Origin of the sequence: Micromonospora sp. NBRC 101691 (assembly GCF_030269285.1) — a bacterium.
Classification (GTDB): domain Bacteria; phylum Actinomycetota; class Actinomycetes; order Mycobacteriales; family Micromonosporaceae; genus Micromonospora; species Micromonospora echinospora.
In genome coordinates this window covers 93429-120028 of record NZ_BSTB01000010.1, presented here as the reverse complement: position 1 = coordinate 120028, position 26600 = coordinate 93429, and the positions used below count along the sequence as shown (strand labels likewise).

Here is a 26600-nt window from a genome sequence, read left to right as displayed (position 1 = left end):
GGCGGTGTGGAGATTTTCTGAAGGAGCGTTCCGCAGACTCTCACCGCAGTCATGAGACACGGAGGTTCCGGTGGAGAAGGTTCGGCTCGTCCTGCAGGCGGCAGACCCGTTCAGCTACGCGGGGCTCGACAGCTTCCTGCGGTCCTGTCCGGCGGTCGAGCTGCTGCCGGACGCCGATCGCGCGGGTGCGCAGGTGTTGGTGTTCGGCTGTGAGCAGCTGACCGTGGACGTGGTGGCGACGCTGCGACGCTCGGCTGCCCAGACCGGCCTGCCGGTGGTCCTCGTCCTGCGGGAGATCACCGAGAGCGAGTTGCTCACGGCGGTGGACTGCCGGGTGGTGGCCGTCCTGCCGCGGGCGGCGGTCACCGCCGAACGGCTGGCGCACAGCGTCCTGGCCGCGGCCAACGGTGGCGGCGTCATGCCGCCGAACCTGGTCGGCGAGTTGCTCAAGCACATCGAGCGGCTTCAGCGTGAGGTGCTCGCCCCGAACGGCCTGAACGCCTCCGGTCTCACCCCGCGCGAGGTCGACGTGCTGCGACTGATGGCGGACGGGTTCGACACCGGCGAGATCGCCGGCAAGCTCTGCTACTCCGAGCGGACCGTCAAGAACGTCATCTACGGGGTCACGCACCGGCTCAAGCTGCGCAACCGTTCCCACGCGGTCGCGTACGCGCTGCGCGCCGGCATGATCTGACCCGCGCCGAGACCTACCGCAGGATCCACAACCATCGGTTGTCGGGGTTGGCGTGTCGGTTGTTTGCGGCCTGGTCATGGCGTTTGGTGAGATCGTTACGTTCCAGTGCGGCGATGCGTTTGGACACCGCCTGCTGGCTCATCCGCAGCCGGGCGGCCGCCTCGCCGAAGTAGCGGTCGTCGACCACCGCGAGGAACGCCCGCACGGCACCCAGGTCGATGTCCGTGACAACTTCCGGTTGTGGATCTTCGTCGTACCGCTGCTCACCCACGCTGGCCCTGCGGTGGGGCGGTGCTCTCGCGGACGGAGAGGGTGGTGGCCAGCTCCAGGCCGATCCGTGGCGTCCGCTCCCCGCGTCCGAGCGCGAGGGCCAGTTCGGTGGCGGTGGCGGCCATCTCGGTGAGCGGTTGACGGATCGTGGTCAGCGGCGGATCGACCAGGGCGGCCACCGGCAGGTCGTCGAAGCCGACCACGCTCAGGTCCCGGGGGACGGACAGCCCGAGGGAACGGGCGGCCTGGTAGACCCCGAGCGCCTGGAGGTCGTTGCTGGTGAAGATCGCGGTGGGCCGCCCCGGGCGGTCGAGCAGGCCCAGCGCGGCGGTGTGCCCGGCCTCCCGGGTGAGGTCGGCGCGGACCACGAGATCGGACTCCACCGGCAGGCCGACGGCCTCCAGGGCGGACCGGTAGCCGTCCAGCCGGGCCCGGCAGCAGAGCACCTGGTCCGGGCCGGCGATCATGGCGATCCGGCGGTGCCCCAGCTCGACCAGGTGGCGGGTGGCCGTCCGGCCGCCGGTCCAGTTCGTCGCTCCGACGAACGGCACGTCGTCGGGGAGTTCGACGGTCGGGTCGAACACCACGAACGGGATGCCCCGGGCCCGGAGCTGGTCGTGCTGGTCCTCGGCGAGCTGCGCCACGGTCACGATGCAGGCCGGTCGTCGGGTGAGCGTGTCGTCGATCCAGTAGCGGACGGCGTTGCGTTGCGGGCCGAACTCGGTCAGCACGACCCCGAGCCGGTGCTCCCGGGCCACCCGCTCCACGCCACGGATGATTTCGACACCCCACATGTCCCCGAGTTCGTCGAAGACGAGTTCCAACATGCGGCTGCGCTGTGTCGGGGCCGGCTTGCGGTAGCCGTACTGCCGGATCAGCGCCTCGACCCGGGCCCGGGTGTCGGCGGCCACGCCGGAGCGGCCGTTGATCACCTTGGAGACCGTCGGGATCGACACCCCGGCGGACTCGGCGATGTAGGAGATCGTCACGGGTCGGGCCGCATCGCCCGGCGGCCCGTCGGCCCGGTCACGGGGCAAGGGTGGCCGTCCCTTCGGCGTCGGCGTAGTCGAACCAGTCGAACCGGACGCTGCCGGCCGCCGCGTAGAGGCCGATCACACGGCCGGTGAAGCCACCGGCGACCTCCGTCGACAGGTACCGGCCGTCCAACTCGGCCAGCCCGTCGAGGGTGCCGTCGGCCCGCTCGACGCCGAACCGGAGCGTGTCGGGCTCCTTGCCGGGATGCCAGTCGCCGGGGGACGGGGCGAGCACGTCGACCCGGAGCCGGACCGGGCCGGCCGGGACCGGTCGGGTGGCCACGGTCGAGAGCACCGATCCGATCCGCGCGACCACCCGGACCTCGCCGTCGCCGACCTCGATCTCGTGGTGGTGCCGCTCGTCGAGGCGTACGGCGAGCCCGCCGCGTCCGCCGGCCGGGTCGACCAGCGTGCGCGCCCGGCAGGAGAGGTGCTGCTGCCGGCGGCCGACGAAGGTGACGTCGCGCTCGTCCAGCGACGCGCCGCGCGCCCGCAGCGTGAGCCAGCCCGGGCGCTCGGTCAGCGACCAGACCTCGGCCGGCCGGGAGCGGACCGAGATCCAGCGCGGGTGCAGGGCCTCGGCGTCGAAGTCGTCCCGTGCGAGGGGTGCCGGCACCGGGCGCGCGGGCCACGGCGGCGCGGCCGTCACCGGGGTCACCCCGCCGACCACCGGCCAGCCGTCGACCCAGGTCACCGGGGCCAGGAACGTCTCCCGTCCGAGCACGTGCCAGCCGGGGGTGCCGCCCTGCGGCCGTACGCCGAGCAGCACCATCCACCACGAGCCGTCGGCGGCCTCGACGAGGTCGGCGTGGCCGGTGTTCTGGATCGGACGGTTGGTGCCCCGGTGGGTCAGGATCGGGTTGCCCGGACACGGCTCGTACGGCCCGTCGGGCGATGGCGCGCGGGCGATCGAGACGGCGTGCCCGCGCTCGGTGCCGCCCTCGGCGATCAGCAGGTACCAGTGCTCGCCGACCCGGTACAGGTGCGGCGCCTCCGGCGCCTGCGCGCCCGGCGGGCCGGACCACAGGCGGCGCGGCGGGCCGAGCGTCCGCCCGGTGTACGGGTCGATGCGCACCTGCCCGATGCCGGCGTAGGTGCACCAGCAGTTGCCCTCGTCGTCCCAGGCCAGGTCGGGGTCGATGCCGGGGACGTCCGGCAGGCGGACCGGATCCGACCAGGGACCGGCCGGGTCCTCGGCGCTGACCAGCAGGTTGCCGCTGCCGTCCGCGACGTTGGTGACGATCAGCCAGAAGCGCCCGTCGTGGTGCCGCAACGTCGGCGCGTAGACGCCTCCGGAGGACGCCGTCGTCGGGGGCAGGACCAGCTGGCCCGGTCGGTCCAGCACGTTGCCGATCTGCTCCCAGTGCACCAGGTCCCGGCTGTGGAAGAGGGGCACGCCGGGGAAGTACTCGAAGCTTGAACAGGCCAGGTAGTAGTCGTCGCCGACCCGGCACACGCTCGGGTCCGGGTGGAAGCCGGGAACCACCGGATTGGTGAACGTGCCGTCGGTCCAGCCGTCCGCGCCGGTCGTTGCCGTACGGGCCTGGGCCAGAGTCATCCGCTGCCTCCCTGAGGGCCTGGACCGAGAAAGTTTCTGCACGCCTTCCGGGAACTTTCGGGCTGGAGCGTAGTGACGATCAGCGATCGAGTCAACGGGTGTCCAATCGTCCCCTGGTCCGTGTTCTGCACCGCAGACCTCAGGTCGGCCCACCCCTCGTTGACCGTCGATCGAATTGACATCGATCGAGGAAAAGTTCTAGCTTCTGGATGGATACTTTCGCGGCCGGAGCCGCGATTGTTTCCGCGCTGTGGGAGCCATGCAGCGTTCGTGGAGGCACCGGGCAGCATCCGCGACAGCGCCCCGATCACCCCTGCGCGACGACCCATGGTGGGCACATGGGTCGCCGCGTCTCCACCGCTCAGCAGATCGCTTCCCCGCGCGACGGCAAGGAGTGCCCACGTGACTCTGCACAGCTCTCGAAGAACCCGATGGCGGCTCGGCGTGGTCGCCGGCACCGTGGCCGCGCTGCTGACCACGGCGACGATGGTGGCGGCCAGCGCCCAGGCGGCGACCGGCTGCCGGGTGGCCTACACCGCGAACCAGTGGCCGGGCGGCTTCACCGCCAACGTGGCGGTGACCAATCTCGGCACCCCCGTCGACGGCTGGCGGCTCGCCTGGCGGTTCCCGTCCGGCCAGCAGGTGACCCAGGCCTGGAACGCGACGGTGACCTCCTCGAACGGCGAGGTCACCGCGACGAACCTGAGCTACAACGCGGCCATCGCGACGAACGCGACGGTCTCGTTCGGCTTCAACGGGTCCTGGTCGGGCAGCAACCCGGCACCGACCTCGTTCCGGCTCAACGGCGTGGAGTGCACCGGCGACGTCGGCGGATCCCCGACGCCCACCGCGTCACCCTCGACGCCGCCGTCCACGCCACCGCCGTCCACGCCACCGCCGGGTGGCGCGATGGCGACGGTGGCGGCGATGCAGCCCGGCTGGAACCTGGGCAACACCTTCGACGCCATCCCCGACGAGACCTCCTGGGGCAACCCGCGCACCACCCAGACCCTGCTGCGCCACGTGAAATCGCAGGGCTACCGCAGCATCCGGATCCCGGTGACGTGGAGCAACCACCACGGCCCCGCGCCGGACTACACCATCGACACCGCCTGGCGGAACCGTATCCGCGAGGTCGTCGACTGGTCGTTGGCCGAGGGCTTCTACGTGATGATCAACCTGCACCACGACTCGTGGCAGTGGATCAACACCTATCCCACCGACCGGGCGAACGTGCTCGCCCGGTACCGGGCGCTGTGGAACCAGCTCGCCGGGGAGTACCGCGACCACTCGTCGCGGCTGGTGTTCGAGAGCATCAACGAGCCGCAGTTCACCGGCACGTCCGGAGACGAGCAGGACTACCAGGTGCTGCACGAGCTGAACACCGAGTTCGTCCACCTCGTACGCCGGTCGGGTGGGACCAACGCGACCCGGCTGCTGGTGCTGCCCACCCTCCTCACCAACGCCGACCAGGGCCGGCTGGACGCCCTGACCGACACCATCGACGATCTCGACGACCCCAACCTCGCCGCGACCGTGCACTTCTACGGGTGGTGGCCGTTCAGCGTCAACATCGCCGGCGGCACCCGGTACGACGCCACCGTCGAGAAGGACCTGATCGACACCTTCGACCGGGTGCACGACACGTTCGTGGCCAACGGGATCCCGGTGATCGTCGGCGAGTGGGCCCTGCTCAACTGGGACCACAACCGGCCGGGGGTCATCGAGCGCGGCGAGTTCCTCAAGTTCCTCGAAGCGGTGGGCCACCACGCGAGGATCAGGAACCTCACCACCATGGTGTGGGACGCCGGTCAGTTCCTGAACCGTACGGAACTGCGCTGGCGGGACCCGGGCGTGTTCGCCATGATGAAGGCGAGCTGGACGACGCGTTCCGGGACCGCGTCGTCGGACCAGGTCTACGTGCCGCGCCAGGGCACCGTCACCAGCAAGTCACTGACGCTCAACCTCAACGGCACGTCGTTCCGGGGACTGCGGCAGGGCAGCGCCAACCTGGTCGAGGGCACCGACTACACGGTGTCCGGGACCACCCTGACGCTCAGCGCGGCGACCGTGACCCGGCTCGTCGGCAACCGCGCCCACGGCGTCAACGCCAGCCTCGAAGCCGACTTCTCCCAGGGCGTGCCCTGGCCGATCGACATCATCACCTACGACCCACCGACCCAGTCCGCCGTCACCGGCACGACGACGTCGTTCGCCATCCCCACCCGGTTCCACGGCGACCAGCTCGCCACCATGGAGGCCCGGTACGCCGACGGCACCAACGCCGGTCCCGCCGACTGGACGCCGTTCAAGGAGTTCTGGCAGCACTTCCAACCCGACTACACCGCCAGCACGATCATCCTCAAGCCCGAGTTCTTCAACGAGGTCCGGGACGGCCGGGTCACCCTCACCTTCCACTTCTGGAGCGGGACCCGCGTCACGTACCACATCACCAGGTCCGGCACCTCGGTGACCGGCAGCACCACCTGACGGTCGTCGGAGAAGAGGGGCGGTCCGTCCGGCGGTGCCGGGCGGACCGCTTCCGTTCCGTGGCGGTGCCGGGCGGACCGCTGCCGTTCCGTGGCGTGCCGGGTGACGGCGGATGGTCAGGCCGGAACGTGCCCGTTGAGGTAGGCGTTGATCTGGTCGATCTCCAACTGGTTGAAGACCTCCGGCTGGGCGGCGGCCTGGTTCGAGTTGATGATCCGCTTGAACAGGTTGTAGTGCGCCATCGACCGCAGCCCGATGACACGGTTGGGGGTGACCAGGTAGCCGGTGCCGCCGGTGCTCCAGATGAGGTACATCAGTCCGTCCTTGGTGAGAATTCCGGGTGGCTGTCCGGGCGCCCCGGCCAGCGGCGCGCCCGCGAGGATCGACTCGGGGTTGACTCTCGCCCCGTTCGGTTGGATGACCTCGAGGTGCAGGTGCGGACCGGTCGAGCGGCCGGTCGAACCGACGTTGCCGACGTGCTGCCCGGCGGCGACCTGGGCGCCCGTCCCCACCACGGGAGCCTCCCGCAGGTGCGCGTAGATGCTCCGCCAGCCGTCGGCGTGGGTGACGATCGCGTGGTGGCCGAAGCCGCTCGCGTTGTAGCTGACGCCCGTCACCGTGCCGGCGGCGATCGACCGGGCCGGGTAGCCGAGGATCCCGGCGTAGCTGTAGTCCGTGCCGTTGTGCTGCCGGGTCTCGCCGGTGATCGGGTCCCGTCGGGGCCCGAACGGCGACGTGACCGGGACGTGCTTGTCGAAGGGGCGGTTCCACCGGGGCGTGGCGCCGTACGCCGCCTCCGCGAGCCATGCCTCCGGGATGACGCCGGCGGCGAGCGCGGCGGTGATCACCCCGAGCAGGTGGCGACGATCGATCCGGTACGGCGACTGCCCGTCTTCCACCGCTGCTCCATCGGTTCGCCGCATGCGCTTCCTTGATCACGTGGGGTCACGATCGCTCCGCGTGTCACGCGTGACCGGCAGCAACGACGAGTCTCGATCGCAGGGGATTCGGATCTTAAGTGGATCGATGCCTCTCCTGTCAAGACCGTGACGTGGCCGGTCCCCGCCGTCGATGGTCACCGGGCAGCCCGACGGCTGGGGGCTTCGTCCGCGGCGTGCGCGAGCGCCTGATCAGGAACTCCCGCCGGGGGTGGAGCCGGCGGCGGTCCTGGCGAGGCGGCGGGCCAGCAGGTCGAAGGCGTCGACGAGCTCGGCCGGGCCGACCACCTCGATCTCGGTGTCGAACCGGGCGAAGGCGGCGGCGAGACCGGGCCAGGACCAGGAACCGAGAGTGAGTCGGCAGAGCGGTCCGGGCCGAGCTCCTCGACGATCCCGTCCCGCGAGTAGCGCGCCACGGTGGCGGCCGGCAGGTCGAGGAGCACGGTGCCCTGGCACGGCCAGCCGACGGTGCCGTCGTCAGCCCCGCGGAACCGGCCGGTGACGAAGGTGGCCACGTCGCCGCCGGGCAGTTCCCGGGGCGTGAAGCGGGGTCCGTTGGGGATGCGCAGGGCGATCCGGTCGGCGGGAAGGTGCGCCAGTCCGACCGGTCGAGATCCCACGCGACGAGGTACCAGCGTCCGTCCCAGGTGACGACGTGGTGCGGCTCGACGCGGCGCGGGGGCTCGTCTCCGCTCCCGGGGCCGTAGTCGAAGCGGAGGATCTCGTGGGCCCGCACGGCGGAGCTGATCGCCACGAGCGCGTCGCCGTAGATCGGGACGGCCGGGCGGGCGGGGCGTTCGACGGCGGTGACCCGGAGGGCGTCGATGCGGTGCCGGAGCCGGGACGGCATGACCTGCCGGACGGTGGTCAACGCCCGTGCCGCCGCTTCGCCGGTGCCGTTCCCCAGGCCGGTGGCGGCGGTCTGCAACGCGACGGTGAGGGCGACAGCCTGCTCGTCGTCGAACAGCAGGGGCGGTAGTTCGGTGCCGGCACCGAGCCGGTAGCCACCGTCGGGACCCTTGGCGGCGGCCGCCCACCTCAACTTCCGGGGCGACGCCCGGGAGGCGCTGGAGTTCTACCACTCGGTGTTCGGCGGTGAGATCACGGTCAGCACGTACGGCGACTTCGGGATGCCGAAGGAACTGCCCGACGCCGACAAGGTCGTCTGGGGTCAGGTGGCGGCCGCCGACGGGTTCCGCGTCATGGCCTACGACGTGCCCGGCCCGGCCGGAGCGGCCATCGCGTCGGCGTCCGCCACGCGGCGCGAGAACGGCATGACGCTGACCCGTGAGCCGTTCTTCCTGTCCGTCCGCGGCGAGACCGTGGAAGAGGTCGGCGCGCTGTGGCAGAAGCTGGCCGCCGGGGCCACCGTCGTCGAGGCGTACGGCCCGGCGCAGTGGGCGCCGGCCTTCGGGATGCTGACCGACCGCTTCGGCGTCACCTGGATCCTCGACGTCGCCGCCCGGTACGCCGACGGCTGATCCCGTCCGCGCTCCCGGCACCCGACCGCTCGCCTGCCTGCGCCGGACCCCGTTCGCCGGTCCTCGGCGCGTCGCCGCGAACGGTCCTTGATGGATCTTCAGACCGCACCGGTGGTGCCCGTAGCATCGTGCGCACCGGTGGGAGGTGGCGGGACGTGGTGGACGTACGGGTCGGGGTGCTCGGCCCCATGGCGGCGACGGTCGACGGGCAACCGGTCGACCTGGGCGGCACCCGCCAGCGTGCGGTCCTGGCGGTGCTGCTGCTCGCCCGGCAACGGCTGGTGCCGGTCGACCGGATCATCGACCTGGTCTGGGCGGACACGAAGGCACCCGCACTGACCACCCTGTACGGCTACGTCAAGCAGCTGCGCCGGGCCCTCGACCCGGGGCGGACCGCCGGCCCGCACGGAGAGCTGCTGGCCCGGCAGGGTCCGGGATACGTGCTGCGGCTCGCGCCGGACAACGTGGACGCGGAGCTGTTTGCCGGCCGGGTGACCCTGGGCGTCCGGGCGTTGCGGCAGGACGATCCGGCCGACGCGCTGCACCTGCTCGACGAGGCGTTGGCCCAGTGGCGTGGCGAGCCGTACGCCGAGTTCGCCGGGTACGCCTTCGTGCAGCCCGAGGTGACCCGGCTGACCGGCCTGCGGCTGGACGCCGTCGAGGAGCGGTACGCCGCCCTGCTGGCGCTCGGCGAACACGCGGCCGTGGTCGGTGACCTGGCCGGGCACGCCGCCGAACACCCGTTCCGGGAACGCGGCCACGAGTTGTACGCCCTCGCCCTCTACCGGGCCGGCCGGCAGCGGGAGGCCTTGGACGCCCTGCGTGCCGCCCGTGCGGTGTTCGCCGACGAACTGGGCCTCGACCCGGGGCCGGCGTTGCGGCACCTGGAGAGCGCGGTGCTGCGGCAGGACCCGGAGCTGGCCGGTCCGACCGGGGCGGCGGCGGTGACCGGCCCCGCCCCGGCGGTGCCGGAGCGCACCCGGAACCTTCCGTTCGAGGTCAACCGGTTGCTGGACCGGCCCGGCGAGCGGGCTGCGGTGGACCGGATGCTCGGACAGCACCGGCTCGTCACGTTGACCGGCCCGGGTGGCGTCGGCAAGACCACGCTGGCGCTCCAGGTGGCCCGGAGCCGACCCGACTCCGACGGCCCGTGGCTGGTGGAGCTGGCCGGCCTGGGTGCGCCGGAGCTGCTGGTGGAGACCGTCGGGGCGGCGTTGGGCCTACCGGCGGTCGCGACGCTGGAGCAGCTCGCGGCCGTGCTCGGCGTGCGGGAGCTGCTGCTGGTCCTGGACAACTGCGAACACCTGGTGGCCCCGGTCGGGACGGCGGTGGCCACGCTGCTGGCCCGGTGTGGCGGGTTGCGGGTCCTGGCGACCAGCCGCGAGCCGCTGCGGGTGGCGGGAGAGGCCGTGTTCGAGGTGCCGGTGCTCTCCGGCGAGCAGGCGGCGGAGCTGTTCGACCAGCGGGCGGCGGCGGTCACGCCGGACTGGGCACCCGGACCGGGCGACCGGGAGAAGATCCACACCATCTGCGCCGAACTGGACCGGCTGCCGCTGGCCATCGAACTGGCGGCGGCACACTGCCAGGTGCTGTCGGTGGAGCAGATCGCCGGCGGGCTCGACGACCGGTTCGCGCTGCTGGCCGACGGCCCGACCGGCGTACCGGACCGGCACCGCAGCCTGGTGGACGCGGTGGACTGGAGCTACCACCTGCTCGACACGGCGCAGCAACGCGTCTTCCGCTGGTTGAGCGTCTTCGGCGGCGGGTTCGACCTGGCGGCGGCCGGGGCCGTCGTCGGCGGGCCGGCGCTGGCCCCGGTCGCCGCGCTGGTCCGCAAGTCCCTGGTGCTGGTCGAGCCGGGCACCGATCCGCGCCGGTTCCGACTGCTGGAGACCCTCCGGCAGTACGGCCGGTCCCGGCTGGACCCGGCGGAGCTGGCCGCCGCGCAGACCGCCCACCGGGACTGGGTGCTGCGGTACGCGGAGGACGCCGAGCGGCAGGTCCGGGGCCCGGAATCGGGGGCGGTGCTGGCCGGCCTGGCACAGCGGCAGGCCGAGATCCGGCTGGCGTTCACCTCGTCGCTGGCGGCCGGTGACGGCCGGTACGCGCTGCGGCTGGGCGGGGCGCTGGCCATGTACTGGTACCGGACCGGGCAGATCGTCGAGGGGACCGGCTGGTTGCAGGCCGCGTTCGCGGCTGCCCCGGACGCCGAGCCGGGGGTACGCGCCCGCGCGCTGCTCGGGGTGGGCGGGCTGGCGTACCTGGCCGGTGACCCGGCGACGGCCGGCCGGTCCATGCGCGACGCGGTCGACGCCGCCCGCGAGGCGGGGGACAACGTGACCGGGGCGCTGGCCCTGGCGTACCGGGCGCTCTTCGGAGCGGCGGCCGGCGCGACTGCCCTCCCGGACGCCATCGCCGATGCCGGCCTGGCGGTGGAGCTGGCCCGGCAGGTGGGCGCACCGGCGATCGAGGCGGAAGCGCTGTCCGCGTTGGGGATGCTGCGCCGGATCGCCGGCCAGGTCGACCGGGCCCGGGTCGACCTGGCGGAGTCCGTGCAGGTCGCCCGGCGCTGCGGGCACGGGTTCGTCGAGGCGTCGTCGTCCTGGCTGGCGATGAAGGTGGCTCTCGACCTGACCGATCCGGCCGGCGCGCTGGCCACCGGGCTGTCCGTACTCGACCTGCTGGAACGCGACAGCGACGTCACCTCGTGGCTGGTCATCGTGCACACCGCCGCCGCGGCGCTGGCCGGTCTGGGCCGACCGGAGGACGGTGCCGCCCTGCTCGCGGCGGTGGAGCGGCACGGGTCCCGGTACGGCTTCGTGCCGGACCTGATGGACCCGATGGACGCGCCCCGGCAGGTGGCGACCGTCCGGGAGGCGCTCACCGGGGAGCAGTGGGCCACCGCCCGGCAGCGGGGCTGGCAGCTCTCCCGGGACGAGGTCAACGCGCTGCTGCGCGCACACGCTCCCTGGCCGGGCGGTCCGGTCGGCCGGACGGTCGACTGAGGACCGGGTTCCCGGAGATCGGGAACCCGGCCCGGCGGCTAGCACGGGCCTGGCTTCCCGGGTAGCGTTGCACCGTCCGGTCGGCCCGATCCCGCCCACCGGACGGCTCGCCGCTTCCATCTGACGGACCATCCGGGCCGGCGGTGACCCGCCGCCGTAGCACCGGTCGATGGGATCCCAGTGGGACCGTGCCGACTCCGGATCCCACCCGACTCCCACTGGCGTGCCCGACACTCGTTTCCGCCCACATCACTACGGGGGGAAGACCTGTGTCACGAACAGCCGTGCCCGAGATCCGATATAGGAACCGCCGCCGTCGAGCCTTCCTCGGCCGGATGGTCGCCGTGGCGACCGCCGTGGTCGTCTCGCTGACCCTGGCCCAGCCGGTCCGCGCGGCCGGCGGGGTCGAGGTCAACAACCAGGAGTTGCAGAACCGCCTCTTCACCGCGTACGCCCGCCTGCACAACCCCGGCCCCAACGGGCTGCGGGACATGATGCTCAGCGCCGACCTCGTCGGGTACCGGGAGAAGAACCCGTACGCGACGGCCGACCAGCTGCACCAGCGGATGGCGTCCATGCGGTCCTGGTACGACCAGAACCTGACCGCCCAGGACCTGGAGCGGCCGGCGTTCGAGTACGCCATGAAGATCATCAACCTGACCACGCTGCATCCGGCCGCCGCGCAGGCCGCGCCGATCATCCGGGACCTGCTGGAATCGACGATCGGCAAGGACATCAAGACCTGGGGGATGACGGCCGACTACGTGGCGGGGAGCAAGTTCCAGCACACCGCCTTCAGTCAGCTCTACGCCATCCAGAACCTGATCTGGAGCCGGGTCAACCAGCGGGGCAGCATTGACAGCGCGTTCCGGGCGGCCTGGGACGGCGCGATCGGCGCCGGCATGAACATCAGCGCCAACGCGACCACCGACCAGTTGCTGGCCGACCCGGTCATCGCCACGAACGTCAACGTCCAGGCGTTGATGGACCAGCTGACCAACAGCACCGGGTACCTCCAGGAGGGGCAGGAACAGCTCGCCGCCAAGCTCGAACTGATCAGCGCCCAGAACGACGCCACGCTGGCGCTGATGAAGGAGCTGGACGCGAAGTACCCGGTCGCGCCGGGCGCACCGCGCCCCAGCCTGGCCGAACAGCAGACCCAGAAGGACCTCGCGGCCGAGCGGCAGAAGGTCATCGACGGTGCGGCTACCGCCATCGAGATCCTCTCCACCCTGCTCGGCTTCGCCGACCCCCGGGCCGGCAAGATCGCCGCCGGGGTCGGCAAGGCGGCGGTGCAGGTCGCCACCGCGATCAACAACTTCATCCCGGCCGTGGCCGGGCTGGGTCTCGGGGAGGCCATCTTCTCGATGAGCACCCTCACCCTGACCGGGAACGTGCTGGGCGCCATCACCAGCGTGCTGCCGCTCTTCTCCGGCGTGCCGAGCCCGGAGCAGGTGATGCTTGGCGAACTGGCCAAGATCCGGCAGGACATCGCCACGCTGAACACCAACATGAACAGCCGGTTCGACCGGCTGGAGCAGGGTCTGACCAACCTGTACGGCGACATGATCAACCGGTTCGACGACATGATGCGGTTGCAGAACGCCACGACCGCCCAGCTGGCGAACCTGGAGACGCAGCTGCTGCGGCTCATGCCCCGGCTGGACATGTGGGGCGCCGAGATCATCAAGGGTCAGCAGGAGGACATCCTCTACGACACCAATCTGATGATGAACAAGTACATCGACTACGACGAGCGGTACGGTCAGCCGATCCCCAGCTACAACGGTGGCGGGGACCGCTACACGGAGCCGGAGGGCATCCTCCGTACCGCCGCGACGACGCTCTCCACCCGGGCCCCGCTGACCGGCCCGAGCACCGGCTGGAGCACGACCGACCCGGTCCAGGCGCTGAACACCTGGGAGGCCAACGGCACGCTCGGCTACCTGGAGTGGTACGCCAACAACGAGTACGGGCTGCCCAGGAGCAGCACGCTGACCAAGCCCAACCCGGCCACCTGGTCCTTCGCCGCCCGTGGGTACGGCGTGCTGGCCCTCCAGAACCCGGACTACGCCAAGCAGGTCTCGGCGACCGAGACCGCCCGGATCATCTCCACCGGGCAGGACATCCTGGCCGTGAACCGGTCGTTGAGCCAGCCCAAGACGACGCCGGGCACCGACGGCAAGCGGACCAACGTGCTCTTCACCGGGCTGACCGCCGACTACCTGGACGCGGTCGGTGACCTGCGGCTCAAACTCGCCGCCGTGCGCAAGAAGTACAGCGACGACAAGGAGTACAACCTCTTCGGCTCGATCGACCAGGCGATGCCGGACGCCGGTAAGCTGACCGACCCGACCGGCGTGCAGCCGTGCAACGGCGCGCCGGGGTACCTGAGCCGGCCGAACAACATGGCGCTCTCCTCGGCGCCGAGCGTGTTCGCCTTCGCCCAGTACGCCCACCCGGACAAGCCGAAGATGTCGCTCTGCTACGACGCCGGCATGGTCAACATCAAGCGCAGCTCCACCACGAAGTTCAACGTCACCAAGGCGGACCTGCGGGTGCAGATGCGGCTGCGCGTGCAGTGGGGTAGCGAGGTGCGGGACTACCAGGTCCGGACGCTCACCACCCCGCTGGGCGAGACCTGCCGGGAGTTCAAGGAGACGGGTGAGCAGGTCTTCTGCTACGTGGTGCAGGACTACCTCGACAACTGGGACGCCACCTACAAGCCGATGTTCGAGTCGGGTGCCAGCTACTCCGGCAACGAGCAGGTCAGGACGGACGTCCGGACCCGGATGACCAACTTCCTGGCCGGTCGGCAGGCGGCCTACTACGGCCAGGTGTACGACGACCTGAACAACGAGGCGTCGGACATCCACGGCAGCAACGCCGAGGTGACCCGGGTGGTGAAGCTGCTCAAGGCGTACACGCAGCTCGGCTTCGGCCGGACGCTCATGCAGGACGACCTGCTCAACGCGGCGCTGTTCGGCTCCGGCCGGATCGTCGGCGACGACAGCGACGCCAACATGGTCAAGGACACCTTCGCCGCCGCCCTCGCGGCGTACGCGAACTGCAACGCACCCTCCCGGGGGGCGTCGTGCACGGCCGGTAACGGCGCCTTCGACCCGCTCGCCGGGCAGCGGCACCTGACCGACTGTGTGGCCGGCGGCTCGGAGGAGACGTGGGACCCGGTGGGCAACTGCGTCGTGGCGAAGGCGAAGAGCCGGCACGGCCTGCTGACCGAACGGTACGAGGCGGCGTCGGTGCGGATCGCCAACGGTGACTACACCGAGGGGATGCCCGAGGTCGAGGCGGTCATCACCAGCCTGACCATGATCGACGCATCGGTCCGCGGCTGACCGACGGTCAGCCCGCCTCCCGACCGGGTGGGCTGACCGGTCGCCGACCGTGACGTGAGTCGTACCCGGCCGGGGCGCCCTGGTGGCGTCCCGGCCGGACCGTTTCCGGCGGGTGCGGGACTTTCCAGACCTACGGCATCCGGCCGCTTGTAAAAGTGATATCACATTGCTAACTTGATGCTCTCACTTCTCTGAGGGGGTCTCACGTGACACAACACCTCGACCTGCCCGCCCCGCAGGTACGCGAGCGCATCGCCCGGGACGCCTCGGGCTGGCCGGTCCTCGGCCTGTCCGTCCTGGTGCTCCTCCTGGGCGTCGCCGCCTTCGTCGTCGGCGTGCAGCAGGAAGGCGCCACGGTCGTGACGAGCCTCGTCGGCGCCGGCCTCCTGTTGGGACTGGCCGCCCTGGTCGCCCTGGCCGGACTCACCGCCGTCGCGCCCGGCGAAGCCCGCGTCCTCCAGCTCCTCGGCCGCTACGCCGGAACCGTCCGCACCGACGGACTCCGCTGGGTCAACCCGCTCACCGCCAGGCGCAGGGTCTCCACCCGGATCCGCAACCACGAGAGCGACGTGCTCAAGGTCAACGACGCTGACGGCAACCCCATCGAGATCGCCGCCGTCGTGGTCTGGCAGGTCGAGGACACCGCTCGCGCCGTCTTCGAGGTCGACGACTTCATCGAGTTCGTCGCCATCCAGACCGAGACCGCCGTCCGGCACATCGCCAACAGCTACTCCTACGACTCCCACGACGCGGCGCAGATGTCCCTGCGCGACAACGCCGACGAGATCACCGCCCGGCTGTCGGAGGAGATCGGCGTACGTGTCGCCGCTGCGGGCGTGAAGATCATCGAGTCCCGTCTGACCCGCCTCGCGTACTCACCCGAGATCGCCCACGCCATGCTCCGCAGACAGCAGGCGAACGCCATCGTCGCGGCGCGTGCCCGCATCGTCGAAGGGGCGGTGGGTATGGTGGAGATGGCGCTGCTCCGCCTCGCCGAGAACCATGTCGTCGACCTCGACGAGGAACGTAAGGCCGCGATGGTAAGCAATTTGCTGGTGGTCCTCTGTGGCGACCGGGACGCCCAGCCCGTGGTCAACGCGGGCACACTCTACTCCTAGGCGCATGGCCACCGAACGGAAGAAACTCCTCCTCCGGCTGGACCCCGCCGTCCACGACGCGCTCGCGCGCTGGGCCGGAGACGAACTCCGCAGCACGAACGCCCAGATCGAGTACCTCCTACGCAAGGCCCTCGCCGACGCCGGCCGCCTTCCCAGGGAAGTGGGCCAGATGCGCCGGCCCGGCCGGCCTCCCGCCACACCGGATGCGGATGAGGAATGACGGGGGAGTACCCCACATTCCTCATCCGGTATCCGACAGACGGCGCAGGCCCTGCTCACTCTGGTGGCTGTGGCCATGTGACGCGAGTGGGACGCGGCCCGGGTCCGGTGAAGCGGGCGCTACCGAACGAGCCGCTGATGGCGCAGGAGGTGGAACCAGTCGGTGCGAGGTAGAGCAGCGTGTAGTCCACCTGCGTCGCCAGGTCGGAGTAGGTCGAGATGACCAGGCTGCTGCCTTCGGGAAACAACTTCGGTCGCATCAGGTACCCGTCGAGGGAGGCTGGCGTGCCGTGCGGGGTCAGCTTGTTCAGGGCATCGCTCGTCCGGTCCCGTTCCGCAGGACCAGCACAGTAACGAGTGGGCGAGCCGGACCCGACCTCCGTGGGCACGCCGGCCTGGCGGAGCTTGGCCGCAAGGGCGCCCGCATCCTCCAGTTGTTCCCACCGCACCGTCAGTTCCACGGACCCGTCGGGCTTCGCGGTGACCGCATATGCGGCAGTGGGCCCATCCGGTCCGCCGCTCCACACCGTCGACATCGCAACGCTGACCGCCACGGCCGTGGCACCGCCGAACGCGATCCGCCGGCACCACACCTGCCGCCTGGTGACGTGCCGCCGTTCCGGGACCGGCTCGGACCGTTCGGCGCTAACGGCCCGCGGTGACGCGAGGATGCCGGCCAGCATCACCTGGGCCGGGGACGACTCCGGATCCACGCGCCAGCCGGCGGCGGGATCTGCGGCGCGCAACAGTCGGTCGCTCGTCATCACGATCCTCCTTCGTGAGCCAATGGGCGAAGCGCGGCATCCGCAGCCTCTCTGCCTGGTACGGGGTCCAACGCGGCGGCCAGCCGCCTCCGGGCGCGATACAGACGAACCTTGTACGCAGCGCGACTGCACCCCATCACCGTGGCAGCCGCGCTGGCATCGAGGCCTTCCCAAGCGGCCAACCGCAGTGCCTCCTGGTCGCCCTCGGAAAGCTCGGCCAGCGCGCGACGCACTCTTACCTGGTCGACCACCACATCAGCGTGGTCGGCCGCCACCATCTCGACGACCTCGCCCATCCGGGCAGCCAGCCTCGCCTGCCGGCCCCGACCCCGAATCTCGTTGGCGAGCAGGTGACGCGTCGTCGCGTACAGCCAGGGCAGCGGATCGTTGGCCGGCACATCGGCCATCCGCCGCCAAGCCACCAGAAACGCTTCACTGACAACGTCGGGCGCTCGGTCCCGTCCCACCCGGCGTGCTGCGTATCGCATGACGGCGCCGTAATGTCGTTGGAACAACTCCACGAATCTCGCCCGGTCGTCTTCCATGCCAACTCTGTTTCCACCTCAGCCACCGGGGTTACAGCCTGGCCGGAACCGCCAACCTCGTTCGATCGTGGGCGGACGTCAGTACGACAACCGCCCGACGATCGCAATTTCCGGCCTCTGACGAGAGCACCAAACGGGCTCGTCACGGACGATCTCGAGGGTGGGAGCGGGGCGTGAGTCGACGTCCGACGTGGGTAGGACATACAGCGGCAGGCCGTTCTCGACACCGACCAGACCGTCGGGGCCGGAGGAAGCGAGGACCTTCCAGCCGGCGGCGGCGCGGAAGCTTCCTTCTGTCTCCGTTGTCGGTGGTAACGGGCAGCGATCTGCGACGTCGGAGACCAGGAGCGGCAGCAGCTGCTGCTCGTGACCCTGGTGCTTGTAGCGTTCCGTCTGTGCATCAGCAGAGGGTTGTGAACGTCGACCGGGTCGTTCCATACCAGAAGGTGGTGGTGGATAAGGTCCTCTGCTACATCGTGCGCGAGGGGCGGTTGCTGGTCTTCCGGCACACCGACCACAGCTACGAAGAGGTGGGCATCCAGGTGCCGGGAGGCAGCGTACGCGTCGGTGAGCCGCTGGAGGACGCGGCGCTACGCGAGGCCCGCGAGGAGACCGGCCTGACGGGCTACACCATCGTCCGGAAGCTGGGCGAGGTCGAGTACGACATCAGCCCGCTGCGGTTCGAGATCCAGCATCGTCACGTCTTTCAGCTGGCACTCACCGGGCCGGTGCCCGACCGGTGGGCGAGTCGGGAGGAACACGACGGCGAGCGGGAGCCCACCCGGTTCGAGTGCTTCTGGATACCGCTTCCATACGCACACGTCCTACAGTCCGGCCAGGGCGCTCTCCTCGGGCGCCTGTTCGATTGATCGGCCGGTATCGGGACGGCCCCGATGAGTCCCTCGAAGAGGGGCGGGGGCGGGTAGGGGATCGTGTCGCGGAGCATGGCGAAGAGACCGGCAGGAGCCTGTCGGCCGCACATGGGCCCGCCGAGCCTGCTGACCCTTCCGAAGCGCCGAGCCTCCAGGCGCGGCCCACCAGGACCGGTCCGGATGATGTGCGCGACGTGTGCTCGACAGCCGGTACCAACCCGGGTCAACCGGTGGGCGCGCCGACCGACGCCGGGGCACTGCGGCCGGTCGGTGGTCGCAAACGGGGGTTGATGTGCTCGGCGTGTGCTCTGGGCTGGGCGAACAGGGGCGCGGGTGACGCGGGTCAACGCGGGTCGACGGGGGCCACGCCTGCCACCCCGGGTGAACCCCCAGGTCGCTAGACTGGGCACTCGCGCCCTCGTAGCTCAGGGGATAGAGCAACGGTTTCCTAAGACGCTGCTCAATGTTCAGCCGTAGGTAGTTAACCTGCGGCTTTCTATTTTCCTCTCTTGGATGCTGGTCGCAGCGGTGGGTTTCTGTGCTCGCTGGGCCCCAGGCCGTCTGCTCGTCGGGGAAGAGTGCTCCGGCGGTGATCGGATTGATCGGGAAATGTGCCGCGTCCTTGAGGAGCGCCAGTCTGCTCCACGCCCGATCCAGATCCAGCCGGCAGCCCGGCTCGTCGAAATCCGCAAGACGCGGATACGCTTCGTCCGGTGCCGCCCGGACTTCTTCCAACTGCTCCGGACTCAGCCGTACGAAGTCACCCAATGCGCTCACCACTAATCCCCTATTGCGCCAGCCAGCAGCGATGGGCCAGATAATCGAGCTTATGTCCACCGGCGAGAGCCAACAGCTCAGGGGTCGCTCCGCCCGGGGTGGTTTAGGAGATACCCTCTGGAAGTCTGTCGCTGGACGTTATAGCCGGCATCTACCAGGCGCAGCTCTCCTTCAGGTCGGCTACCTGGACTCCGCGACGTCCGTCGTCCAGCTGATCCTCGGCCTTTTTGGGCCGTCAGGCTCCCTGGATCAAGCGCCTCGGCTTGTTCGCGGCGATCCTGTGCTCCGATCCGCTCCGTGGTGCAGCGTTGCGGACGACCTCTATGAAGAGGTCCGTATATTAGAAAATGGACGGAAAAGTCTCGCTGCAGCCTGAATTGTGATTTTCGGCTTCCCTGAATCGGCTTGTCGAAGAGTGTCAACACTTCAATGCGTTACTCATCCCGGTAAAAGGTTGAGATTTGCCGGCTTCATCCTTGCAGTTTGTAACTGACCTTGTTCGGAGGGTTGCCTGCTCACTACAGTCCCCCACCGAACTGAAGATCACGGGGGAGGGTTTGTGGCACGTCTGAAGACTGCCACCGTTCGTTCATGCCTAGCGGCGGCTTCTGCTGCGCTGACGACGGTTGCATTTCTGGGCATATCGGGCCAGTTCGTGGCCGATCAAGCTGCTGGCCCGGACGTTGGGCAGAACCTCCGGCTGGCCAACGGCAACGCTGCGGGCAGTGCCGAGAACACGTCGGACGAGGCGACGAGCCTGCGGGCGGCTCAGGAAACCGGTGAGCCGGTACAGGTCACAAGCCTTACGTCTGAAACGACCGAGGTCTTCGCGCTCCCGGGCGGACAGTTCCGAGCGGAGATCGCCATGGGCATGCAGCGGTTCCGGCGGGGTGCCGAGTGGGTGAAGGTCGACCTGACATTGCGGGCGGCGCCAGATGGATCGATCGCCCCGGTCGCTCACCCGAACGACCTACGAATCTCTGGTCAGCGCGGCGCTGGCGAGCACGAACTGGCCGCAGTCGGCGTGGACGGCGATCGGGTGGCGATGGGTTGGTCCGGCCACCTGCCCACGCCGCTGCTGGATGGCAACCGTGCCATCTACGTCGACGCCCGGCCGGGTGTGGACCTTGTCGTCGAGGCGACGCGGACGGGGTTCGAGCAGTTCCTGGTCGTGAAGACCAGGGAAGCCGGGACGCAGGTGGAAGAGGTGACCTTCCCGTTCAGCGGTCCCGGCGTTGGGGGATTCAGGCGGGGCGGGGATGGCTCCGTCACTTTGACTGACGAGGTCGGCAAGCAGACCGCTCACATCCCTGCGCCGTTGATGTGGGACGCGAAGAAGAAGCCCATCACCGGAGCCCCAGCTGATCAGAAGCCGGTACACACCGACGTGGCGGAGCGCGGTGATGACGCCGTAGATCTGATCATGGTCCCTGACCGAGACTGGCTGAACGACCCGGCGACCGCGTACCCGGTGACCATCGACCCGACCGTCAGCCCGCTGACCACGACGTTCGACACGTATGTCCGGGAGACGGTGACCACCGACCAGAACGGGGAGCCAGATCTTCAGATCGGTTTGCTGAACACCTCGCCGCCCACGCTCACCCGTTCGTTCCTCACCTGGGACACCACGGTGCTGGCAGGCAAGCAGATCAACTCCGCGACGGTGTCCTTCTGGAACTTCTGGTCACACACCTGCGCTGCGACCTCGTGGGAGATCTGGACCACCGCCCCTTCCACCTACACCACGACGTTCACCAACCAGCCCGCCTGGGACGCCGTCGGCCCCGACGCGACGTCCACAGCAACGCTCGGCGGGGCGACCTGCGGCGACGGCTGGGCCACCATCGACGGCAAGACCTTCTTCCAACGCGCTGCCACTGCCAACAAGACCCGCGCCGGCATGGGCGTGCGCGCCACCGACGAGACCGCCATCGCCGGATTCAAGCAGTTCCGCTCCCGGGAGGGCGCAAACTCCGCCGAGGACCCCAAGGCGACGGTGACCTACAACTCCTGGCCGACCGTCACCTCCCGGTCCACCGTCCCCGCCACCAGTTGCATCACCGGCGCCAGCCGCCCGCTGCTCAACACCCTGACCCCACAACTCAAGGCAACCGTCTCCGACGCCGACGGCACCGCCATGACCGTCACCTTCGAATGGTGGGCCCTCGACGGATCCGCCGCCATCGGCTCGACGGCGTTCACCGGCGTCGCCACTGGCGGCACTGCCACGGCCACCGTCCCGGCCGGCGCGTTCACCGAGGGCGGTAGCTACAAGTGGCGGGTCAAGGCCTCCGACGGGGTCGCCGGCAGCGATCTCTGGACGTCATTCTGCGAGATGACCGTCTACGTCATCGCGCCTCCGGTCCCGGGCTGCACAGGCGGCGTCCAGAACGACTTCAACGGAGACGGCGTCGCTGACGTCGCAATCGCCGACCCCGAGGCCGACGTCAACGGCCAGGACGCCGCCGGAGCGGTGCACATCTTCGATGGCGTGACCAGCACGACCACCACAATCACCCAAGACGACGCGCAGGTCCCCGGGACGTCCGAGGCGGGTGACCGGTTCGGCCACACGGTGAACGTCACCGACGCCAACCGCGACGGCTGCGCCGATCTAGCAATCGGCTCCCCATACGAGGACAACGGGTCGATCGTCGACGCTGGCGAGGTGCAGATCCTGTTCGGCTCGCCGGCCGGACTCGGCAAGAGCTCGACCGCCCCGGCGCTCCTCTACAACCAGGGTGTCGATGGAGTGCCGGGCACCCAGGTGAGAGACGACCTGTTCGGATTCTCCCTCGCCAGCGGTCGGACCGCTGCCGGCGAGCCGTTCCTTGTTATCGGTGCGCCAGGTGAAAACGTCAGCGGCAAGTTCAACGCCGGCACCGTGACGTACCTACGCGGCAGCACAAAGATCGCCTTCGACCAGACCTCGATCGGAAACCTGTCAGGGGGAGTTGAACAAGACGACCGCGGCGGATGGGCACTTGCCGCTACCCCGTACCACTTCGCGGTCGCCTACCCCGGCGAGAACGGCAGCACCAGCACGGCCGGGGCGTTCTCCGGGCGGGTCTGCGTCTTCAACCACACCATCACCTCCGGCCTGCCGGGCACCGTAGGCTGCGTCGACCAGGACAGCAGCGGCGTCAGTGACGCCATGGAAACCGGCGACACCTTCGGTAAGTCGATAGCCATGGCACCGTACTGGCCGACCGGTGACTCGATCCTGGCTGTCGGCGTGCCCGGAGAGGACGCCGACGGTGGGGCCGACGTCGGCATGGTCCATCAGTTCCGGGTGTCCGGCACCATCATCTCCCAGCTGTCGGCGATCGACCAGAACACCGCCTCGATTGCCGATGCCAGCGAGCCGGGCGATCTCTTCGGCGAGAACGTCCTCCTGGTCAACACCAGCCCCTCGGTGGTGCCGACGGCGCAGACACTGCAGATCGCGGTCGGCGCGCCGGGCGAGGACAGCGGCACCACGATCGACTCTGGCAACCTGCACGTCTTCGCCGCCGGTACCGCCACCCCGACCTCCGACACTCTTGTGGAGCGAGCAGCCGGCAAACTGCCCGGCGCGCCCGCGAACCGGGAACTGCTCGGCTTCGGCGGCGGTACCTCCTCGACCCACCTGTACGTGTCCTCCCCGTACGTCAACCACGCGGTCTGGGCCCTTCCCTGGTCGGCCCTGGCGACCGGCGCGGCCACGCCGTCCAAGACTTGGCAGCCGGGCGTGAACGGCGTTCCGGCCGACGCGGTCGCGTTCGGTGAGCAGGCCGGTTGATGGCAGTGGTCAAACTTCAGCGCGGAACTCGGAAAGGCGATCAGGTGAAAACGGGGCACGGGCGGGCTACAGCACGCCACTGGTGGACAGGGCTGAGTGCGGCCACAATCTCGGTGGCACTGGTGGCCGCAGCGACATGGTCCGGCACTGACACGGCCGACGTCGAGGTGCAGGCGCTGGGGCCATCGGGCGTGCAGACGCCGACCGTTCCGTGGACCGAGTCCCAGGCACGCGTCGAGGCCGGGAAGTCGGGCAAGCCGGTGGAGGTGCAATCGGCGGCGAGTGAACGCCAGATCACATACGCCAACCCGGACGGCTCGTTCACACACGAATCTCACGCGCAACCCCTCCGCGCCCGTAAGGGTGGCAAGTGGGTGCCCGTCGACACCACCCTGATCCGGCACAGCGACGGCAGCGTCGGGCCGAAGGCGGCGGTGACGGCGATGCGCTTCTCCGGCGGAGGCAAGGACCAGCCCCTCGCCACGATCAGCCGCGCCGGTCGGGTGATGAAGCTGTCCTGGCCAGGCGAGCTGCCGCAGCCCACGCTGTCGGGTGACTCCGCGACCTACCGCGAGGTGCTGCCCGAGGTCGACCTGGTGGTGCACGCCTCCGCGACCAGCTTCAGCCACGTACTGGTAGTCAGGACGCCCAGGGCAGCGGTCCTGCCTCAGGTGCGGACCGTCTCCTACGGGCTGTCGGGGACAAATCTGCGTTTCAGCGCCGCCCAGGACGGACGGGTCGCCGCCGTTGACGTCGGATCGGGCCAGATGGTGTTCGAATCCCCAACGCCGAAGATGTGGGACGCTGGCGATGCGGCCGAGGCAGCCGCTGCGGGGGAGGGCTACGACCCCTCCCGGTCAGCACCGGAGTCGGCCCGCCGGGCGGAACTCGGCGTGCGGATCGACGGGTCCGTCCTGCGGCTCACCGCAGATCCGGCACTGCTGTCCGACCCGCAGGCCCGGTTCCCGCTCTACATCGACCCCTACGTCAATCCCACGTCGAACACCTCCTGGGCGATGGTCGACTCCGGCTACCCGAATGAGGAGTACTGGAAGTTCGCCGACGACCAGCGAATCGGCCTCTGCCCCACCTACGACAGCAACTGTTTCGACTCCAGGGTGAAGAGGCTGTTCTTCACCCTGCCGACCCCGTACCAGGACGACCGGATCGTGGTGTCCAGCGCCACCTTCAAGATCACCATGGTGCACGTATTCGACAGCACGCCCCGCAACGTGTCGCTGTACCGCACGGGCACCATCTCCTCGGCGACCAACTGGAAAAACCAACCCGGTGGAACCTCCTGGACGGGCGCGACCCATCAGGACACGGGCAGCCCCACCGTCACCCGGTCTTCGTGTACGCCCACCAACCAGAACGTGAGCTTCACCGCCACCCAGGCGGCGAAGGCCGCAGCCTCCGGCAACTGGTCCACGGCCACCTTCGGACTCAAGGCGAACAGTGAGTCGGACTACCACTACGTCAAGCGCTTCTGCGGCAACGCCGTCCTGTCGGTGACCTACAACCGCCCCCCCTCCGCGCCGACGAACCTGTCGACCAACCCGGGCGGCACCTGCAAGACAGGTACCCCGACCACCTCCTGGTACGTCTCCAGCGTGCCGAAGCTGTCGGCCTATCTCTCCGACCCCGACACCGGGGACGCGGAGCCGCTCCAGGCCAGGTTCACCGTGACGTGGACGCCGACCGGCGGCACCCTGCAGACGAAAACCTGGACATCGCTGCAGAAGGCCAACAAGTCAACCTTCGACTACAACCTCGCGGACCCGACCACCGGAGTACCGAACCTGCCGGAGCAGGTCGTCGTCTCCTGGTACGTCGAGGCCTATGACGGCACGGCGTGGAGCACCAAGAGCACGACCTGCGGATTCAGGCTGGACAAGACCAAGCCGAGCGGTCCCGACATCGACTCGACCGAGTTCCTCCCATCCGACGCGGCGGACACCGGCCCGAACTGCGTGGAGAGCGGCGACTGGATCGACGGCCTCGGCCGATACGGATCGTTCGTCTTCGACTCCGCGGCCACTGACGTGGTGTCGTACAAGTACGGCTTCGACACCGACCCGGTGCCGACCAACGTCCTGACTCCCACCACGCCGGGCGGTCCGGTCAACCTGACCTGGATGCCGTTGACCGAGGCGCCGCACTTCGTGACGGCCATCGCCGTCGACGGCGCCGGCAAGGAGAGCGACACCTCTATCTGCCACTTCAACATCGCCGCCGGACCTGCTGCTGGGCAGTGGAACCTTGCCGACACGGTTGGTGCCACCCAGGCCGCCGACGAGCGCGACGCCAACCCAGCCGCAGTCGGCCCAGGTGTGACGTTCGGGCAGCCGGGCCCCGGCGGCGGCGCCCACCCGTCGGCGCAACTCGACGGAACCGACGGAGGCTGGATGGCGACGTCGACCACCGGTTTGGTGGACACGTCGAAGGAGTTCGCCGTCTCCGCATGGGTGAAGGTGGACGACCTCACCCGTCCGCAGGCCGCGGTCTCCCAGGACGGCACCGGCCAGCCAGGCTTCTACCTCGGCTACACCCCGAACGGAAGCCGGTGGAGCTTCGGTATCCCCACCACTGACGTCCGCGGGTTCGGTGCCTTCGAGGTCACCAGCACGCTACAGGTGACCGCCTCCACGGGGTGGACCCACCTGGCCGCGCTCTTCGATCCGGTCAAGAACACCATTTCGCTATACGTCAACGGGACCCTCTCGGCGACCGGGGCCGCGCCCGCTGAGTGGGCGTCACACGGCAACCTGCAGATGGGACGGCGGACCGACCGGTCCGGCTACACCTGGGCCTGGCAGGGCGCGCTGGCGGACGTCGCGGTCTACGGCCGGATCCTGTCCACCGTTGAGATCAAGGCGCTGGCCGCGCCACGCCTACAGCGCCAGGTGTACTGGTCGCTCGACGGCGGCGACGTCCCAGACGACAACCTGAACGTCATCATCAGCCCCGAGACAGTCAACGAGGGTGGAATCCCGGACCCGAACCGCAGCCTCACCCTGTACAACGGCGCATCGCTGATGGTGCCCGACCCGGAGGACATCTTCGCCGAGCCGGCGCTGGTGGGTGCGGGACACATGGTGCTCGACGGCGTAGCCGCGTACGCCGCGTCGCCTGCGGCACTGGTGGGCCAGACCCGCAGCTTCTCGGTGGCCGTCCGCGCCAAGCTGGCCGCTGCCTGCGCCAACGACCAGGTCGTGCTCTCCCAGCCGGGAGCGAACGTGAGCCGCTTCCAGGTGCGGTGCGGGACCGTCAACGGCCAGATGCGCTGGCAGCTGAGCCTGAACGACAGCGACGCCGTCAACGGCCCCACCACCGTGCTGTCCGATGACACCCACCTTCCCGACCCGGACGACACCGACGGGCAGCACCTGGTGGTCACGTACAACGCCTTCACCAAGGAGGTGTTCCTCTACGTCGACGGTGAACTGGCACTCAGCGCCCAGGGCACCAGCGACAGCACCTGGAACGGCCCGGACAACGGCGTTCAGGTCGGACGGGCACTCCTCGACGGCACCCAGCAGGCGCCGGTCTATGGCGGCTACTTCTCTGGCCTCGTGGACGAGATTCGCGTCTATAGCGGTGTTCTTGATCAGGCCACCGTTGTCCGGCTGGCCAGCACGACCGTCCAGTCCGACATCTGACTCACCGCCCCGCCGGTCGGCGCTCCACCACAG

The 26600-nt window shown here is 69.7% G+C and carries 18 protein-coding genes; 11 read left to right on the top strand and 7 right to left on the bottom strand.

Going from position 1 to position 26600, the window contains the following annotated elements; all coding sequences use genetic code 11:
- Window positions 1-70: 70 nt before the first annotated feature.
- Window positions 71-694, top strand: coding sequence for a helix-turn-helix transcriptional regulator (locus QSK20_RS17380; protein WP_285789625.1), 624 nt, complete (start codon window positions 71-73; stop codon window positions 692-694).
- Between the two features lie 13 nt (window positions 695-707).
- On the opposite strand, the gene QSK20_RS17375 is transcribed toward QSK20_RS17380, so the two are convergent.
- From QSK20_RS17375 to QSK20_RS17365, 3 genes are read right to left on the bottom strand one after another with little or no spacing between them, the layout of a single operon-like run.
- Complete coding sequence (locus QSK20_RS17375; RefSeq protein WP_285789624.1) at window positions 708-965, bottom strand: helix-turn-helix domain-containing protein; 258 nt, start codon at window positions 963-965, stop codon at window positions 708-710.
- A complete protein-coding gene (locus QSK20_RS17370) occupies window positions 958-1953 on the bottom strand; it encodes a LacI family DNA-binding transcriptional regulator (RefSeq protein ID WP_285789623.1) in 996 nt (331 codons plus the stop codon). Before QSK20_RS17370 ends, QSK20_RS17375 begins: the two co-directional genes overlap by 8 nt.
- A 37-nt stretch (window positions 1954-1990) precedes the next feature.
- Window positions 1991-3556: a glycoside hydrolase family 43 protein gene (locus QSK20_RS17365; protein ID WP_285789622.1), complete on the bottom strand. Its 1566-nt coding sequence runs from the start codon at window positions 3554-3556 to the stop codon at window positions 1991-1993.
- A gap of 402 nt (window positions 3557-3958) precedes the next feature.
- Between QSK20_RS17365 and QSK20_RS17360 the strand changes: the two genes are divergently transcribed.
- Window positions 3959-6046 (top strand): cellulase family glycosylhydrolase, encoded by a 2088-nt coding sequence (locus tag QSK20_RS17360; protein ID WP_285789621.1) that lies wholly within the window; start codon window positions 3959-3961, stop codon window positions 6044-6046.
- 116 nt (window positions 6047-6162) lie between these two features.
- Here QSK20_RS17360 and QSK20_RS17355 read toward each other — a convergent pair whose 3' ends face one another.
- Window positions 6163-6945 carry a M23 family metallopeptidase gene (locus QSK20_RS17355; RefSeq protein ID WP_157748922.1) on the bottom strand — a complete coding sequence of 261 codons (783 nt, stop codon included), beginning with the start codon at window positions 6943-6945 and terminating at the stop codon, window positions 6163-6165.
- Window positions 6946-7084: 139 nt separating this feature from the next.
- Window positions 7085-7720, bottom strand: a complete 636-nt coding sequence (locus tag QSK20_RS17350; RefSeq protein ID WP_285789699.1) for a WYL domain-containing protein — start codon at window positions 7718-7720, stop codon at window positions 7085-7087.
- On the opposite strand from QSK20_RS17350, the gene QSK20_RS17345 reads away from it, so the two are divergent.
- The 6 genes from QSK20_RS17345 (at window position 7640) to QSK20_RS17320 (ending at window position 16164) form a co-directional block, all read left to right on the top strand.
- On the top strand, window positions 7640-7963 hold the full coding sequence (locus QSK20_RS17345; protein ID WP_285789707.1) for a hypothetical protein: 324 nt from the start codon (window positions 7640-7642) through the stop codon (window positions 7961-7963). The two genes, QSK20_RS17350 and QSK20_RS17345, sit on opposite strands and share 81 nt — an antisense overlap.
- Window positions 7964-8003: 40 nt before the next feature.
- Complete coding sequence (locus tag QSK20_RS17340) at window positions 8004-8465, top strand: VOC family protein (RefSeq protein WP_285789620.1); 462 nt, start codon at window positions 8004-8006, stop codon at window positions 8463-8465.
- A gap of 155 nt (window positions 8466-8620) precedes the next feature.
- Window positions 8621-11470: an AfsR/SARP family transcriptional regulator gene (locus QSK20_RS17335; RefSeq protein WP_285789619.1), complete on the top strand. Its 2850-nt coding sequence runs from the start codon at window positions 8621-8623 to the stop codon at window positions 11468-11470.
- Between the two features lie 335 nt (window positions 11471-11805).
- Entirely contained in the window at window positions 11806-14826 is a 3021-nt protein-coding gene (locus QSK20_RS17330; RefSeq protein WP_285789618.1) for a hypothetical protein, read from the top strand.
- 206 nt (window positions 14827-15032) lie between these two features.
- A complete protein-coding gene (locus QSK20_RS17325; RefSeq protein WP_285789617.1) occupies window positions 15033-15944 on the top strand; it encodes an SPFH domain-containing protein in 912 nt (303 codons plus the stop codon).
- 4 nt (window positions 15945-15948) lie between these two features.
- Window positions 15949-16164, top strand: coding sequence for a type II toxin-antitoxin system antitoxin (locus tag QSK20_RS17320; RefSeq protein WP_285789616.1), 216 nt, complete (start codon window positions 15949-15951; stop codon window positions 16162-16164).
- 55 nt (window positions 16165-16219) lie between these two features.
- Here QSK20_RS17320 and QSK20_RS17315 read toward each other — a convergent pair whose 3' ends face one another.
- On the bottom strand, window positions 16220-16927 hold the full coding sequence (locus QSK20_RS17315; protein ID WP_285789615.1) for a hypothetical protein: 708 nt from the start codon (window positions 16925-16927) through the stop codon (window positions 16220-16222).
- Window positions 16927-17472: an RNA polymerase sigma factor gene (locus QSK20_RS17310; RefSeq protein ID WP_285789614.1), complete on the bottom strand. Its 546-nt coding sequence runs from the start codon at window positions 17470-17472 to the stop codon at window positions 16927-16929. Before QSK20_RS17310 ends, QSK20_RS17315 begins: the two co-directional genes overlap by 1 nt.
- A 395-nt stretch (window positions 17473-17867) precedes the next feature.
- Here QSK20_RS17310 and QSK20_RS17305 point away from each other — a divergent pair, with 395 nt between their 5' ends.
- From QSK20_RS17305 to QSK20_RS17295, 3 genes are all read left to right on the top strand, one after another.
- Window positions 17868-18341 carry an NUDIX hydrolase gene (locus QSK20_RS17305; protein WP_285789613.1) on the top strand — a complete coding sequence of 158 codons (474 nt, stop codon included), beginning with the start codon at window positions 17868-17870 and terminating at the stop codon, window positions 18339-18341.
- Window positions 18342-19680: 1339 nt separating this feature from the next.
- On the top strand, window positions 19681-22905 hold the full coding sequence (locus QSK20_RS17300) for a hypothetical protein (RefSeq protein WP_285789612.1): 3225 nt from the start codon (window positions 19681-19683) through the stop codon (window positions 22903-22905).
- Entirely contained in the window at window positions 22905-26567 is a 3663-nt protein-coding gene (locus QSK20_RS17295; RefSeq protein ID WP_285789611.1) for a LamG domain-containing protein, read from the top strand. Before QSK20_RS17300 ends, QSK20_RS17295 begins: the two co-directional genes overlap by 1 nt.
- The last annotated feature ends 33 nt before the right edge of the window (window positions 26568-26600 follow it).

Excerpts from the sequence above, each read along its gene's own strand:
- QSK20_RS17365 (WP_285789622.1), bottom strand. The coding sequence starts at position 3,556 with ATGACTCTGGCCCAGGCCCGTACGGCAACGACCGGCGCGGACGGCTGG.
- QSK20_RS17330 (WP_285789618.1), top strand. The coding sequence starts at position 11,806 with ATGGTCGCCGTGGCGACCGCCGTGGTCGTCTCGCTGACCCTGGCCCAG.
- QSK20_RS17320 (WP_285789616.1), top strand. The coding sequence starts at position 15,949 with ATGGCCACCGAACGGAAGAAACTCCTCCTCCGGCTGGACCCCGCCGTC.
- QSK20_RS17315 (WP_285789615.1), bottom strand. The coding sequence starts at position 16,927 with ATGACGAGCGACCGACTGTTGCGCGCCGCAGATCCCGCCGCCGGCTGG.
- QSK20_RS17310 (WP_285789614.1), bottom strand. The coding sequence starts at position 17,472 with ATGGAAGACGACCGGGCGAGATTCGTGGAGTTGTTCCAACGACATTAC.
- QSK20_RS17295 (WP_285789611.1), top strand. The coding sequence starts at position 22,905 with ATGGCAGTGGTCAAACTTCAGCGCGGAACTCGGAAAGGCGATCAGGTG.